14 protein-coding genes are annotated in these 15,583 nt (G+C 37.0%); 6 read left to right on the top strand and 8 right to left on the bottom strand.

The window, feature by feature from the left end:
- Window positions 1–142 precede the first annotated feature (142 nt).
- The 3 genes from miaB to hemJ all read right to left on the bottom strand — a co-directional run bounded on the left by miaB (window position 143) and on the right by hemJ (window position 2,836).
- Window positions 143–1,462: a tRNA (N6-isopentenyl adenosine(37)-C2)-methylthiotransferase MiaB gene (gene miaB / locus ABWU72_RS06530; protein ID WP_353283987.1), complete on the bottom strand. Its 1,320-nt coding sequence runs from the start codon at window positions 1,460–1,462 to the stop codon at window positions 143–145.
- A gap of 613 nt (window positions 1,463–2,075) precedes the next feature.
- The gene (locus tag ABWU72_RS06520) at window positions 2,076–2,411 is read right to left on the bottom strand and encodes a hypothetical protein (RefSeq protein ID WP_174515655.1); all 336 of its coding nucleotides are present in this window, start codon (window positions 2,409–2,411) and stop codon (window positions 2,076–2,078) included.
- Complete coding sequence (gene hemJ, locus ABWU72_RS06515; RefSeq protein ID WP_010082641.1) at window positions 2,408–2,836, bottom strand: protoporphyrinogen oxidase HemJ; 429 nt, start codon at window positions 2,834–2,836, stop codon at window positions 2,408–2,410. Before hemJ ends, ABWU72_RS06520 begins: the two co-directional genes overlap by 4 nt.
- Window positions 2,837–2,891: 55 nt before the next feature.
- Between hemJ and pdhA the strand changes: the two genes are divergently transcribed.
- Both pdhA and ABWU72_RS06505 read left to right on the top strand, forming a co-directional pair.
- Window positions 2,892–3,872: a pyruvate dehydrogenase (acetyl-transferring) E1 component subunit alpha gene (pdhA, locus tag ABWU72_RS06510; RefSeq protein WP_006279887.1), complete on the top strand. Its 981-nt coding sequence runs from the start codon at window positions 2,892–2,894 to the stop codon at window positions 3,870–3,872.
- Between the two features lie 408 nt (window positions 3,873–4,280).
- Entirely contained in the window at window positions 4,281–5,204 is a 924-nt protein-coding gene (locus ABWU72_RS06505) for an RluA family pseudouridine synthase (RefSeq protein WP_155968382.1), read from the top strand.
- Window positions 5,205–5,211: 7 nt separating this feature from the next.
- On the opposite strand, the gene ABWU72_RS06500 is transcribed toward ABWU72_RS06505, so the two are convergent.
- A complete protein-coding gene (locus tag ABWU72_RS06500; RefSeq protein ID WP_006280528.1) occupies window positions 5,212–6,474 on the bottom strand; it encodes an MFS transporter in 1,263 nt (420 codons plus the stop codon).
- Between the two features lie 121 nt (window positions 6,475–6,595).
- On the opposite strand from ABWU72_RS06500, the gene ABWU72_RS06495 reads away from it, so the two are divergent.
- Window positions 6,596–7,422, top strand: a protein-coding gene (locus ABWU72_RS06495) for an IS5 family transposase (RefSeq protein ID WP_236515026.1) whose coding sequence is annotated in 2 segments (ribosomal slippage) — window positions 6,596–6,983 and window positions 6,983–7,422 — 828 coding nt in all. Because the reading frame shifts where the segments join, the coding sequence is not laid out codon by codon here.
- On the opposite strand, the gene aspS is transcribed toward ABWU72_RS06495, so the two are convergent.
- On the bottom strand, window positions 7,415–9,235 hold the full coding sequence (gene aspS / locus ABWU72_RS06490) for an aspartate--tRNA ligase (RefSeq protein ID WP_353284066.1): 1,821 nt from the start codon (window positions 9,233–9,235) through the stop codon (window positions 7,415–7,417). The two genes, ABWU72_RS06495 and aspS, sit on opposite strands and share 8 nt — an antisense overlap.
- Window positions 9,236–9,432: 197 nt before the next feature.
- Between aspS and ABWU72_RS06485 the strand changes: the two genes are divergently transcribed.
- Both ABWU72_RS06485 and ccmA read left to right on the top strand, forming a co-directional pair.
- Window positions 9,433–9,864, top strand: coding sequence for a hypothetical protein (locus tag ABWU72_RS06485; RefSeq protein ID WP_174515653.1), 432 nt, complete (start codon window positions 9,433–9,435; stop codon window positions 9,862–9,864).
- A 3-nt stretch (window positions 9,865–9,867) separates the two neighbouring features.
- Window positions 9,868–10,491, top strand: a complete 624-nt coding sequence (gene ccmA / locus ABWU72_RS06480) for a heme ABC exporter ATP-binding protein CcmA (protein WP_155968378.1) — start codon at window positions 9,868–9,870, stop codon at window positions 10,489–10,491.
- Window positions 10,492–11,237: 746 nt separating this feature from the next.
- On the opposite strand, the gene ABWU72_RS06475 is transcribed toward ccmA, so the two are convergent.
- Entirely contained in the window at window positions 11,238–11,405 is a 168-nt protein-coding gene (locus ABWU72_RS06475) for a hypothetical protein (protein WP_155975180.1), read from the bottom strand.
- A gap of 204 nt (window positions 11,406–11,609) precedes the next feature.
- Between ABWU72_RS06475 and ABWU72_RS06470 the strand changes: the two genes are divergently transcribed.
- The gene (locus ABWU72_RS06470; protein WP_213863564.1) at window positions 11,610–12,905 is read left to right on the top strand and encodes a Na+/H+ antiporter NhaC family protein; all 1,296 of its coding nucleotides are present in this window, start codon (window positions 11,610–11,612) and stop codon (window positions 12,903–12,905) included.
- A gap of 519 nt (window positions 12,906–13,424) precedes the next feature.
- Here the strand turns inward: ABWU72_RS06470 and ABWU72_RS06465 are convergent.
- Window positions 13,425–13,580 (bottom strand): hypothetical protein, encoded by a 156-nt coding sequence (locus tag ABWU72_RS06465; protein WP_167513690.1) that lies wholly within the window; start codon window positions 13,578–13,580, stop codon window positions 13,425–13,427.
- A gap of 220 nt (window positions 13,581–13,800) precedes the next feature.
- On the bottom strand, window positions 13,801–15,507 hold the full coding sequence (argS, locus tag ABWU72_RS06460) for an arginine--tRNA ligase (protein ID WP_155968533.1): 1,707 nt from the start codon (window positions 15,505–15,507) through the stop codon (window positions 13,801–13,803).
- Window positions 15,508–15,583 lie beyond the last annotated feature (76 nt).

Below are 15,583 nucleotides of genomic sequence, written 5' to 3'. Positions count from 1 at the left end.
TGATATAGGTAAGCTCAAATTTGTAGGTTTAAGGTACCCGTTCAGCAGAGGTAGCAATTAAACTTTGTAACTTTTGAAAAAGATTATGATTGCATTTTTTCAATACTCTTTGCTTAAGATTTATATTTAACGCTGCTTAAAATCAGTGAAATGCACACCCCAGCAAACTACTCTGCCGAGCTTCCAACACTTTCACATTTACTATTTTGTCCCTGTATTTATCTTCAGAATCATCAATGGACACTGATTGCATATATGGGCTTTTACCAATAATTTGGTTTTGGTGTTTACCTTTTTTATCGCTAAATAGAACAGGTATAGTTTTACCTACCATACTCTGGTTAAACTCAAGTTGTTGCTTACTAATTAATTTCTGTAAACGAAGAAGGCGCTCTGTTTTAACCTCTTCTGGTACTTGATCTTTTCTTTCCGCTCCCGGTGTGCCTGGTCTTGGGCTGTATTTAAAACTATAAGCCTGAGCATATCTAACTTTTTCTACTAATTTCATAGTTTCTTCAAAATCTTTTTCGGTTTCTCCAGGAAAACCAACAATAAAATCAGAAGAAAATTCGATTTCAGGTTTCAATTTGCGAAATCTGTCTATTATTTCCAAATACTCCTCTGCAGTGTGTTTCCTGTTCATCGCGTGCAATATTTTATTCGAACCAGACTGCACAGGCAGGTGAACAAACGGCATGAGCTTTGGCTCTTCCGCATGTGCCAAGTAGAGAGATTCATGCATATCTCTTGGATGAGAAGTTGTATAACGAATCCTCTCTAGCTTTTCAATTTTAGCAATATGACTAATTAATTTTCCTAAATCCCACACTTCCCCTTCGCACTCCCCATGGTAAGCATTGACGTTCTGACCAAGCAAATTGATCTCATTTGCCCCATTTGCAACTAATTTCAATGCTTCACGAAATATTTCATTCACTGGCCGTGAATACTCAGCTCCACGAGTATAGGGCACTACACAAAACGTACAAAATTTATCACAACCCTCTTGTATGGCAAGAAACGCAGAAGACCCCTGGCTATTGCCATAGCATTCATCTGGCAATTTATCAAACTTTGCAACTTCAGGAAAATCAGTGTTTATTACATGACCTTTACTTCTGCTTGCTTTGACTATCAGCTCCGGTAAGGTAGCGATACTCTGCGGACCAACAACAATATCAACAAAAGGAGCCCTTCTGAACACTTCTTCTCCCTCTGCTTGCGCTACACACCCAGCCACCACTATAGTCATTTCTTTTCGTAACGAATGAATCTTCCCAAGCTCTGAGTAAAGTTTTTCTGCTGCCTTCTCTCTAATGTGACAAGTATTCAGTATCACTAAATCGGCTTTCCCTGCATCACTAACAACGTTGAACCCCAAAGGTTTAATTACATTTTCCATTAAAACGGAGTCATAAACGTTCATCTGACAGCCGTAAGTTTTAATATATAGGCCTTTCATATTTGGTATGTCTTTTTCAAAATTTCTTCACCCTACACGTAAATGTCTAACAGACCAGCGCGTGACGCTAGTGAACTTGCTAGCACAATAGATTTTGACAAAATTATACGAAAAACTGGATCCCAGTGTCAAGCACTGGGATGACAAGTTCTCGGCAACCCCTACGTCATACCATCACGGTATCTCTAGATCCCGCTAACAAGTAGCGGGATGACGGTTGTCAGGGTGTCATGAAAGTAGCTAACACTGGCTTCCATCCAAGAGGGCAGTGCCCTCTTCTTGTCATCCCAGTGCTTGACACTGGGATGGCTTTGTTGCATCGCTACTTATGAAAGGCTAACTATAGTTAGGATTATAAGCAACCTATTGAAAATCTTGTTTTTTTGCAATCAATCTGATCAAATTTAAGAATAGTAATTTATTATTTATATTAATAAATTTAATTCTATTGAAAATAGCTAAAGCATTGAAATTCTTGAATTTTAGCCGGATTAGTGAGTGGTAGTGAAATTTCTTTTACTCAAATTTAGGTATTCACTGACCGTTCTTGTTATAAATACCAGAATAATAAGCTACTGATATTCTCTACCTTTTTTATCTTTATCCATCATAGCTAGCGATGCAACAAAGCCCACTGGGATCCAGGAAAAAGAATGGTGTCATGCAAGTAGCTAACACTGGGATCCAGGAAAAAGAACGGTGTCATCCGAGTAGCTTGACACTGGCATCCAGGAAACTTAATTGCAAGTAATGCATTGAGTTTGGTAAGTATGGGTTTTGCGTTATAGAATGAAGCACTTTTGGTGAATTTGTAAAGAAAGCTGGATCCCAGTGTCAAGCACTGGGATGACAAGAAAGGGAGCACTGGAATTTTTATTTCAGTATTGTACATTAGCCATGCATCTGAACAGATACGAGCTTTCTGCTTTTTTTGGGTAAGGTCAGTCAAAAAGGTTTTACAACAACCATAATAACTATAACTATTATCAATACTGTAACTGCTTCATTTAAAACGCGAAAATAAATATGTGACTTCTTATTCGAACCCATTGCAAAATTTTTCCTATATTTTGCAAGTAGCATATGAATAATTAACATCAAAAGTATTGCAAATGCTTTTACATGAAACCATCCTTCACGATATGCTTCCCTAATAACCATTAGTGTAATTCCAAGACCAAGTGAGAAAAGCATTGCAGGGTTTATGATATATCTAAGTAGCCTCTTTTCCATTGTTTGAAGCAAGCTATCATTTTCCGATCCCGGTTTTACAGTTGCATGGTAGACATAAAGCCTGGGTAAATAAAGCATACCTGCCATCCACATGATAACAGAGATAACGTGAAAAGCCTCAAGCCAGTGGTAATAGTTCATTAGCAAAAATTTAAAATTCCTGGTATTGTGTTAGTTTAATGAAAAAGAAATCGATATGAAAGCAGAAAATTTCACTAAAGAACAGATAATTGGATTCTACAGGAAAATGCTACTCATACGCAGATTTGAGGAAAAAGCAGGACAATTATATGGGATGGGATTAATAGGCGGGTTCTGTCACCTATCAATAGGACAAGAAGCAGTTGCAGTTGGAACTCAAGCTGCATCAAAATTAGGTGACGCTTTTATCACAAGTTATAGAGACCATGGCTTAATGCTCGCATGTGATTCTGATCCAAATGTTGTAATGGCAGAGCTTACCGGCAAAGAAACAGGATGCTCGAAAGGTAAAGGTGGTTCGATGCACGTATTTGACGTTGAAAAAAAATTCTTCGGCGGGCATGGAATAGTGGGAGCACAAGTTCCAATTGGCACAGGAATAGCATTTGCTAATAAATATAAGAAAAAAGATAATGTGGTATTTACATATTTTGGCGACGGTGCTGCAAATCAAGGACAAGTATATGAATCGTTTAATATGGCATCTTTGTGGGAGTTGCCTGTGGTTTACATCATAGAAAATAATGAATACGCAATGGGAACCTCCGTGCAAAGGTCAACTTTAGTAACAGAGTTATATAAAAGAGGAGAAAGTTTTGGTATTCCTGGAAAACAAGTTGATGGAATGGATTTTTTCTCTGTTTATGAGGCTACAAGCGAAGCAGCGGAACACACACGCAGCGGAAAAGGGCCTATCCTGCTTGAAATGAAGACATATCGATATCGCGGTCACTCAATGTCAGATCCTGCTACTTATCGCTTAAAAGAAGAAGTTGAAGATATGAAGCAAAATCATGACCCTATAAGCACTTTAAAGAAATACATGACAGATAATAAAATGGCTTCAGAAGAAGAGTGCAAAGTAATTGATAAGGAAATACGTGATTTAGTAAAAAAGTCGGAAGATTTTGCCAAAAATAGTAAAGAACCAAGCGTTGATGAGCTGTATACTGATGTTTATAAATTTGTTAGCTAATTTTTTTATCCAGAACTGTACAAACATTGTATAGTAAACGATGTCATCCAAATAGCTCCTTCTCCCGTCATCCAAGTGCCCTCCTTTTTTTGTCATCCCAGTGCTCTGACTACTTGGATCCAGCTGAGTTGGTGAGTATAAAAGTATAGCTAACGCAAGCTCTACGTCATGCCGCCGCGAACCGTCATACCGCGATTCATTCGCGGTATCTCTAGATCCCGCTAACAAGCAGCGGGATGACGGTTGTCAGGCTAGCTGTCATCTCAGTAGTCTCCTTCTCCTGTCATCCGAGTAGCTGACACTGGTTCCTTTATGACGGCAGTAGCCCCTTCGGTGTCATTCCAGTGCTTGACACTGGAATGACACCAATAATTGACATTTCACTAGATATTCATTATAAATAATGGAATGCTACAAAGTATAAAAACCATATTAATAGAAGACGATAACGTTAGGCTGGATAGGTACATCAGAAGAATCTTTCCTGATCTAAAGCAATCTGTAATTGAAAAATCTTTAAGGAAAGGATTAATCAAAGTTGATGATTGCAAAGCAAAGTCCAGTGATAGAGTAAATTCTGGGCAAACTATAACGCTGAAGCACTTGCATTATATTGAAAACGCTAATTCTGATCGCAAATATAATGAAAAGTTAGTGAATCTACTAAGAGAGAACATATTATATGAAGACGAATATATACTAGCTATAAACAAACCCGCAGGGGTCATCGTTCAAGGTGGCGTAAAAGTAAAGATTAGCATGAGTGATTTGCTTGACCAAATAAGAGAGGGAGAAACATTTAAAATTGTCCATAGGCTAGATAGAGATACGAGTGGAGTGATAATATTCGCACGCAACGCTAATGTTGCCAGATACCTTATGGAAGAATTTAAAGGACGAAGAGTAAAAAAAACTTATTTAGCATTAACTTCTGGCATACCGAGCAAGGATAGTGGAACAATAGACTATCCATTGGTGAAAAAATATGTTTCAGGTCAAGAAAAAGTGGTCGTTGATGAAAATTCACCTCAGAATGCCACTACGCATTTTTCAATTATAGCAAAATCCAAACACAATGTTGCTTATTTAAAATTACAACCAATTACCGGCAGAACCCATCAGTTACGTGCACATTTAGCTCATATAAATTGCCCTATTCTTGGTGACGGTAAATATGGTGGTAAAAAAGCTTTTATTGATGGGATAGCAAATAAAATTCACCTTCATTCGCATTCTTTATCTTTAAAACTGCCAAACAATAAAGAAATCACTATCACCGCTCCTATCACTAAACACATCGAAAAATCCATTGAAGCGCTATTTTTCGACTGAAACGATTTCACCAATCAACTTTTCTGTCTTTGGCTTTAATTTGAAGCACAGATATTAGGCTAATTAATGCGCAGGCAGTAAGATAAATGCCTGCTGCAAGTTTTGTTTCGGTTTTTTCTATAAGCCACATGCATATGTATGGAGAAAGGCCACCAAAAATTCCTGCAGATATATTATTTGCTAAGCTTACGCCAGTGCATCTTACTTTTGTTGGAAACAGTTCACAAATAACAGAACCATATATTCCAAAAGATGCACCTACTGGTATAGTAATCAATAAGTAAGTTATTATTACGACATAGTGGTTAACGGAAGATAATAATGGTAATACACATGTACCAATCAGAGATAGCATAATCAGTACAGGAATCATTACGCGTTTTCTTCCAACTTTATCAGATAAAATTGCAAAAAGTACCGCAGATGCTGCAAATACAACCTGTATTACTATCCTCATTAAATCTTTAACACTAATAGATAAAATAACTAGCTCTTTTATTGATATATTATAAAACATTATTGCTGCGTAGACAATTGCATTCTGAGCAATTCCCAGATTGATTGAAATAATAAGCGGTCTTTTATAGTTTCTTACTAGTTCTAACAATGGTGAATGTGCTAAATTATTAGCGTACTTATTAGTTTTATATGCTAAGCTTTCTTTTAATATGTACCTAGTTAAAAAACCTATTGTCCCCAAAAAAAAGCAAAAATAAAAAAGCAACTTCCATCCCCATATTTCATAGTTCTCACCTGTAACTCTTTTGCAGATAAATATCATTGTTATGCATAAGAGCGTTCCAAGGGCTCCGCTAAAGGGCTTCATACTTCCTAAGAAACCTAGATTTTTTTTATCTTTTGAATGCTCTATCGTAAATGCTGTATTAATGCTTGTTTCACCTCCTGCAGTTATTCCTTGCACTATTCTACAAAACACAAGCAATACAGGTGAAAGCAACCCTATTTCTTTATACCCAGGTATAATTCCCATAATTGTGGATGATATTGAAATTAATATTACTGAAGTAAGTAAAGTCTTTCTTCTGCCATACTTATCTCCCATATAACCAAAAATTACTGCACCAATTGGTCTAAACGCAAAACCAATTGCAAAAACACCAAGGAATTTGAGTGTACTCAAATAATGATCTTCTGATGGGAAAAAAACGTTGATGATTGTATCTGTTAATACTCCAAAAAGAGTGAGTTCATACCACACAATCATGTTACAGATCATGCCCGATAGTATTGCTTTTTGGATATTATTCATGGTCTTTCAATTTAACATAACCTAATATATCATTAACCGGTGCTCCTTGCTATAAAATTTTTCATTCAATAGACTTCTTTCAAAATTGTTAGAGGGAGTGTAAGATGAAGTATTTGAAAGCATGAAATATAAGGAAATAGAAAAGTTAGAAGGAGAAAAGTTTCGACGTTTAACAGGGGTAAAAAAAGCAACATTTGAGCAAATGGTAGAAATTCTAGAAGTGGAGGATAAAAGAAAAAAAGCTAGAAGTGGAAGAAAAAGTAAACTTTGCATAGAAGAAAGGCTACTTATGGCACTGGAATATATAAGAGAATATCGTACATATTTTCATATTGGGCAAAGCTATGGCATGAGTGAAAGTAACAGTTTTAAAATAATAAGATGGGTAGAAGACATATTAATAAAACATCCAGATTTTGCATTACCAGGAAAAAAAGAGCTATTAAAGAGTGATGTAGAATATGAAGTTTTAGTAATAGATGGAACTGAAACGCCAGTAGAGAGACCAAAAAAAAGCAAAAGCCCTTCTACTCTGGAAAGAAAAAAAGGCATACTATAAAAACACAAATAGTAACAGAGAGGAAGAGTAAAAAAGTCATATGCACATCTTTCTCGAATGGTAGAAAACACGATTTTCGGATGTTTAGAGAATCAAAGGTAGCAGTATTGCCGCAAACTAAAATCTTAGCTGATGCCGGCTACAGGGGAATGCAGAAGATACACAAAAATGTTGTATTACCGCACATGAAAACGAAAAAGAATCCGTTAAGCAAAGAACAAAAAAAAGAGAACAGAGCACTTATGAGCCAAAGGGCAATTGTTGAAAACGTAATTGGCTTATTGAAAAGGTTTAAAATCATCTCGGACAGGTATAGAAACCGACGAAAACGTTTTGGTTTAAGGTTTAATTTGATTGCTGCAATTCACAATTTTGAGCTCCCTACATGAATTTTGAAAGAAGTCTAATAACCTTCAAGGATAATTCACGTAAATGCTTATCCTCCACCTTGGAAGGAGCACCCATTAGAACATCTTCACCTTGCTGGTTCATAGGAAAACAGATTACTTCACGAATATTTGGCTCATCAGCAAGCAGCATAACTATTCTATCAACTCCTGGTGCTATTCCACCATGAGGAGGAACACCAAATCTGAATGCACGTACAAGTGCACCGAATCTTGTATCAACTTCTCCCCGGCTATAACCTGCAATGGCAAAAGCTTTATACATGATATCCAGTTTGTTATTACGAATCGCCCCACTTGACAGTTCTATTCCATTGCAAACAAGATCATATTGGTAAGCAAGGATATCCAGTGGATTTTTGTCCTCTAAATCTTTCAGACCACCGTGTGGCATGGAGAATGGGTTATGAAAGAAATCGATTTTTTTACTTTTATCGTCATATACAAAATATGGAAAATCAATGATCCAACAAAACTTGAAGATATTATCATCTATAAGACTGAGTTCTGACCCTAAAAGAGTGCGTACTTTTCCTGCAATGTTTGCCGCCTCATTCTCTTTGTCAGAAGCAAAAAATACACTATCTCCTGGCTCTATGTTTGTTGCTTCTCTTATGTGGTTTAGCCTATTTTCATCAAGAAATTTAGCAATTGGGCCTTTCGCAGTTCCATCTTTATCAAACGTTATATATCCGAGACCCTTAGCACCGAATTCTTTTTGCGCATGTTCTATCTTTTTATCAAAGAAGCTGCGTGGTTCCTCTGCTGTTTTAGGTGCAGGGATGGCTCTCACTACCATACCACGCTCAATATTGCTTTTGAAAATATTGAACCCTGAATCACGAAAAATTTCTGTAACATCGCTGATTAATAGTGGATTACGCAAATCTGGCTTGTCAGAACCATACTTAAGCATTGCCTCTTTGTATGTAATGCGTGGAAAATCTTTATCGACAGACTTGCGAGAAAATTTGGCGAACACTTTATATAAAGCAGATTCAATAACGTCAAATATGTCCTCTTGAGTCACAAAAGACATTTCAAGGTCTAGCTGGTAAAATTCCCCAGGAGAGCGGTCAGCCCTTGCATCTTCATCACGAAAACACGGTGCAATTTGGAAATATTTATCAAACCCTGAGACCATGAGCAACTGTTTGAAAATCTGCGGAGCTTGTGGCAATGCATAGAACTTGCCAGGATTTAGCCTGCTTGGCACTAGGTAGTCGCGTGCTCCTTCAGGAGAGGAAGCAGTGAGTATTGGAGTTTGAATCTCTAAAAATCCTCGCTCTATCATGAGCTTGCGGAGCTCTGCAATAATTTGTGAGCGCAAAATAATATTGTTGCGGACTTTTTCACGTCTTAAGTCAAGAAATCGATATTTAAATCTCATGTTTTCTGGGTATTCTTGCTCGCCGGTAATGCTTGCCAATATACTTCTTTCTTCTTTTGCTATTTCTTCATCAAAGTGGAACTCAACTTCCGACTCAACGCGCAAATTGTTGACTATCACCTCGATTTCTCCGGTAGAAATAGAGCTGTTTACCGTATCTTCAGTTCTAGCTTCAACTATTCCTGTAACAGTAATTACACTCTCCAATTTTAAATTTGATATCTCATCAAAAAAGTCTTTGTCATTATTAAATACTAGTTGAGTGATTCCATAGAAGTCTCTTAAATCAACAAAGATTAGGTTACCGTGATCGCGCTTACGGTATAACCATCCAGAGAGGGTAACTTCCTTTCCTACATCATTCTTCCTTAATTCATTGCACGTGTGAGTCTTGTAGCAGTTCATATTTGTTTCACTTCTAAATTCTTTAAAAAGTATAGAAATAAACCTTACTACATACAAGCCCATTCGTCAGATATTTGTCCAGTTTACGAAATAGAGCAGTATTACTTTTATACTGTCTTTACCCGCAAAAAAAATTGCACAATTTCTATAATTATGGTATAATAGTAAGGGTATTTTTAATGAATTAGATACAGGAAATGCCACTTACACAGATCATATTATATAGCGTAACATTACTTGCTGTAGCTGCAGTATTTCTCTTTTTGAGAAAAATATACAAAAATCGCATTAGAAAAATCATATTTCCTAGAAAAGTTTTTAAAGAAGAGTGGGAAGAAGACAGAAAATTCAATGAATTATATCAAAAAAATAAGCAAAAAGAGTTGATGAAACAACAAGAAACGCTACGCGAGAAACAAAAAGATGTGCAAGTTTATAAAGAAGATCCAGAAATAGTTGACATAGCAAAACCGGTAGGTAAATGGACAAAGATGGTTATGATGGGTAATGGTTTAATGCAGCGTTTTGCACAATTGATACATAGAGAAGGCGGACAGAAAGGATTTTGGGAGCTGTTTGTTAAGGCTCAGGCTTCAACTCAAGGTAAACATAAGGGGAAGGGCAGATAATCCATGCTTGAATGTGAAAATTTATCCTGCGCTCGTAATAATAAGGTACTATTTAAGAATCTCAGTTTTAAAGCTGAGCTAAAATCAAAGATTCTAATCACTGGTCCAAATGGTAGTGGTAAAACCAGCTTAATTAGAAGTTTATCTGGACTTTTACCGCCGGTATCAGGCAATATAAGGCACTGCGGAAAAGATATATATGATGATCCAAAATCCTATATACCTTCTATGGTCTATATAGGCCATAAGAATGCCTGTAAAGATAGCTTAACTGTTGCTCAAAACGTAGAATTCTGGGCAGGAATACGAAATACTAGAGAATTGATTGTGGCAGCTATTTGTTGCTTGCAGTTGCAACCTGTACTTAATATTAGATATGGCGAACTTTCTGCAGGCTGGAAAAGGAGAGTTGCGCTTGCTCGCCTCTTGATTTCTAATGCAAACGTTTGGCTGATAGATGAACCATTTTGTAATCTTGATAGTGCAACGTGTGAATTAGTGCTGAACCTAATCTCAATACGCTCTGAGCAAAATGGTATAGTAATTATTACAGGGCATAGCTCTACAGAGCAATTGTGTGATTTTACAACGATTGATATACGTAATTTCAATAGACTTCTTGTATAGTTTTTGGCAACAACCGCTAGAAATAAAAAACTTGCTTGACAAACTCCGCCAGCCCCCTTATCATAAACACTGAAGCTATTTATTTATCTTCTCTGTACAGATTAAATGACAAAAAAACTCACGTATCTGGCGTCTCATGTTTAATTTTTTGCACTATGTGCACCTTATGTCTTTATCAAACTTCTACCTACATAAGCTGAAACGCGCTTATAAAGCGTTTAAAACATAAAAAAACGCCAACTTAAAAAATGGATAGTGAATAACTAGCTACCCTAGGGTTTCTTTTGCCTTTTTTTCTGTTTAGTAAATTTCTTAAACATTTATAGCTAAGGTTAGTTGCATTTAAAAGCAGCTGAGTCGCGGTTATTAAGCGTTTAGAATAAAAAAACGCCATACTTGAAAGTATAATGTAAGTAATTAGCCAACTACGGGGCTTCTTTTGCCTTTTTTTCTGTTTAGTAAATTTCTTAAATATTTATAGCTAAACGACAACCGTCATCCCGCTGCTTGTTAGCGGGATCTCTTGTTAGCGGATGAGATACCGCGAATGAATCGCGGTATGACGGTTCGCGGTGGCATGACGATAAGCTCGTCATCCCGCTGCTTGTTAGCGGCTAAGGGATACCGCGAAGGGATACTGCGAATGAATCGCGGTATGACGGTTAATTATTCTGCGGCGGTATGACGTAGAGCTCGCGTTAGCTATACTTTTATACTCACCAACTCAGCTGGATCCAAGTAGTCAGCTACTTGGATGACAACCTGTTGAGGCTGCGCTTACACATTCCACTTTCTATGCTCACCAAACAAATTTGCTTACTCGCAGCAAAATTTTCTGGATCCAAGTAGTCAGCTACTCGGATGACATCTTTGTGTTTGAGGCAAAACCAGCTATAACATTTCTTCGCAAACAAATGTTCGTACAGTTGTGCGCGTGATGCTGGAATCTAGACAACAATTAGATCCTATTGTCAAGCAATAAGCTACATGTGCTATTTATTTAGTAGATTAAATATGAAGTTTAAAACTCTGCTATTGACTTCCTGTAGAACTAGTGAAAACCAAACTTGCTTAAAACCACTTAATTAGTTATAGTTATAAGTTTGAGGTACAGTAAAATGACAGCTTTTGTCCCTTTGATTATTTTTTTAATCTTGTACCTTGGAAGTGGTGCTTATTTTTCTTTTATTGGAACTGATAATCCACTTCATCAGGTTTCACCAGTAATATGCTTGTTACCAGCACTATTTTTTGCTGTCTCACGTGGTACAAATAAAACTCAGCATAACATCGATACTGTTATCAAGGGCATGGGTGACAAAAACACCCTTACTATGTGTTTAATTTTTTTATTTTCTGGAGCATTTTCTGCGGTGACTCAATCAATCGGTAGCGCAGACACTGTTGCTAATTTAATTCTTAATTTCCTTCCAGCAAGATTACTGCTGCCTGGAGTATTTTTGGCTTCTGCTTTTATTTCAACTGCAATTGGCACATCTATGGGAGTTGTTGCGCTGATGGTACCTATAGCTGTTAATCTGGCAAAAAGTGGAGCTTTTGGTCTCGAAATAGGAACTGCAACTGTAGTAGGTGGTGCCGTGTTTGGCGATAACCTTTCGATGATATCTGATACCACCATTGCATCTGTTTCTTCACAGGAAGCTTCAGCAAAAGATAAACTTAAAATGAACTCTAAAGTTGCACTTATTGCCAGCATTATAACACTCATCTACCTAGCAGTTGCCTCAAATAGTACAAAAATTATTTCTATATCAAATTTAGATTATTATTCTATAATAAAAATTATTCCTTACATTTCTTTAATAATCATGGGGCTGTTTGAAGTCGCCACTTTAGTAACAATAACTATAAACATAATTATTGCTGGTGTGCTAGGAATAACTTTTTTTGACTATGCTATCATTCAATTTCCTCATGACGTGTATGACGGTTTCAAAAAAGTAAACGAAATAGTGATATTTGCTCTATTTATCGGTGGATTGAGCCATATAATGTACAAGCAAGGTCAAAAAGCGTTGCATAAACTCATCGATGAAAGCAATATCACAAAAACTAAAGCTGAATTTGTGATAGCAGGAATTGCGTCTATGTTTACTACCTTAGTTGCCAATAATACCATTGCTATTTTACTAAGTGGTGGCATTGCAAAAAGGCTTGCACAAAAACACAGTATTGCGCCACATCGCAGCGCATACTTATTAGATGTTTTTGCTTGTGCTACAAAAGGTATCTTACCTTATGGTTCCCAACTATTGCTAGCAGGTAGCATCGCCTCTGTATCACCTATTTCTTTATTAACACAGGTATATTATTGCTTTATTCTAGCGGCAGTTACAATAGGCGAAATAATCATCAACAGCAGAAAAGAGAAACATTGTGCGGCTGCAACTTAGAGTTTCTCTTTTTTTACCCATAAGGAACGGAATTACTTGACACCCTTCGCCAACCCCCTTATCATGAAACTGAAGCTATTTATTTATCTTCGCAATCTGTGCAGGTTAATGACAAAAAACTTAGGGTATTTGGCGTCTCATGTTTAATTTTTCGCACTACGTGCATCGCATGTCTTTAAAAATTTCTGGGTTTTTACCTATATAAGCCGAAACGCGCTTACAAAGCGTTTAAGACAGCAAAAAACGTCAAATTGACAAGGGAGAATTTGAATGCTAGCTACTACGGGGTTTCTTTGCCTTTTTTCCTGCTTAGTAAATTTCTTAAACACTTGCGGTGTAGGTTAGTTGCAAGTTAAAAGCAGCTAAATCGCTCTTAATCAAGCGTTTTAGAATAAAAAAAACGCCGATATTTTAGTACATAGTAAATAGCCAACCACCATGGGGCTTCTTTTGCCTTTTTTTTCATTTGGTAAATTTCTTAAACATTTATAGTTGCAATTTAAGAGCCCGTAAAGGGTGTCATTCCAGTGCCCCTGTGATGTATTCCAGTGCTTGACACTGGAATACAGTTTTCCATATAATCTCATCGAAAATGTTGTAACCACTTTCCATGCTAGTTTGCTTGTTCACAAGCAAACTTTTCTGGATCCCAGTGTCTGGGCACTGGGATGACAAGAGAAGGTACTAGCCTGACACCCTGACAACCGTCATCCCGCTGCTTGTTAGCGGGATCTATGCTAATGCCCTTTTATTCTTTCAATTATGTTATTTCCATTTAAATCTGTCTGTTCCGCAACTTCAGTGAATACAGTTGAATACTCCCTAAAACTGATTGTCATAACTTTACCCTACTTTGAATAATATTTTGATCATTACATATTGTAACAAAAAAAAATCAACTCATTTCTTCTAACGGCTCTATATTAAAGATAGAAAGTCCAGAAGCGATGACGTGTGCTAAGGCCTGCACGAGAAACATTCTTGCAGCGGTGAGGTTTAAGTTGTCTTCCAGTATGAAACGCATGTTTAAATCACTCTTGCCATACCCCCATAAAACGTGAAACGCTTCTGCAACTTCAAGTAAGTAGAAAGTAATTCTGTGTGGCTCACAAAGCCTTGCTGCAATTTCTACCACATCTGGCCACTTTGCTAAGGTTTTTATGAGGAAGAGCTCTCCACCTGTCCTTAAAAGTGAAGGATCTGCTGTTGGGAGCTCTTTTGGAGCATTACGCATTAACGAATGAGCACGAGCATGCGCATATTGCACGTAAAAAATAGGGTTGTCTTTTGACTGTTCTTTAACTTTAGCAAAATCAAAGTCCAAGACCATATCATTCTTGCGTGTTAGCATTATAAAACGAGTTATGTCCCTGCCAACTTCTTCCACTACATCTCTTGCTGTGAGGAAGTTTCCTGATCTTTTGGACATCTTAACAGGTTTGCCGTTCTCGAAAAAATTCACAATATTATGCAGTTTTACCTCTATTTTTGCTTGATCATCACTGAGCGCAGAGACGACTGCTTTGAGTCTTTTGACATAACCGCCGTGGTCACTACCAAGCTCTACGATCATATTGTTAAAACCACGTGATATCTTATCAAAATGGTAAGCAATATCCGAGGCAAAATAAGTCCAACTGCCGTCCTCTTTCTTCAATGCACGGTCAACGTCATCACCAAATTTTGTAGAGCGAAATAGCATCTCTTTTCTGGAAGTCCAATTTTCGCTTTCTTTGCCTTTTGGTTTCTCCAGGTACCCTTCATACACTAGACCCTTGTCAGACAATATCTTTATACTCTCTTCAATTTTGCCACTTTTTTGTAGCTCATACTCTGAAGTAAAAACATCATGATTTACTCCAAGCAAGTTCATGTCTTCCTTTATGAGTTCTAAGATAAAACTTAAAGTATATTCCCTAATTATTTGATTATCTTGCTTTTTTAGAAGCTCCTTGCCATATTTTTTAGCCAGCTCCTCCCCTATCGGTTTTAAATATTCACCTGGGTATAAACCTTTTTCTATACTGATTTTTTCTCCCAGAGCTTCTTTGTACCGCAGATATACTGACTTTATTAGTGTATCTATCTGCGCTCCAGCATCGTTAATATAGTATTCCTTAGTAACTTTATAACCAACTTTTTTCAATAAATTTGCCAGAACGTCACCAAATACTGCCCCTCTTGCATGACCAATATGCAGTGGACCAGTTGGATTTGCAGATACAAATTCAACATTGATGGCCTGATTGTTCCCTATATCTAGGGTGCCAAACTCTGTTTTTAGCTCATTTATTTGTTTTAAAATCCCATGCCATACTTTTATTTTTAAGTGTATGTTGATGAAACCAGGGCCCGCTATTTCCACTTTTGCAACTTCATCAAAAAGTTCAAATTCTTTGGCTAAAACCTCTGCAATTTCAATGGGATTCTTCTTTTCATGCTTTGCGAGCACCATAGCAACGTTTGTGTAAATGTCTCCATGGACTCTATTGCTTGGAGGCTCTATGATAAAGTTTGCTGCACTTGTGCTTATAACACCCCTTTGTTTCAACTCATTCAATTTACTAAAGATTAGAGAGGAAATCTGCTTAAAAATGTTCATTCACTATATTGCTATAAAATCTATAGCAGTATAGTGAATAAGTGGGGCTAGTTGAAGGTTTATCTTAACTATTTTA

This window comes from Wolbachia endosymbiont (group A) of Lypha dubia, from assembly GCF_964028575.1.
Lineage (GTDB): Bacteria > Pseudomonadota > Alphaproteobacteria > Rickettsiales > Anaplasmataceae > Wolbachia > Wolbachia pipientis.
The sequence above is the reverse complement of the archived record's forward strand: the minus strand, read 5'-3'. Positions and strand labels throughout refer to the sequence as shown.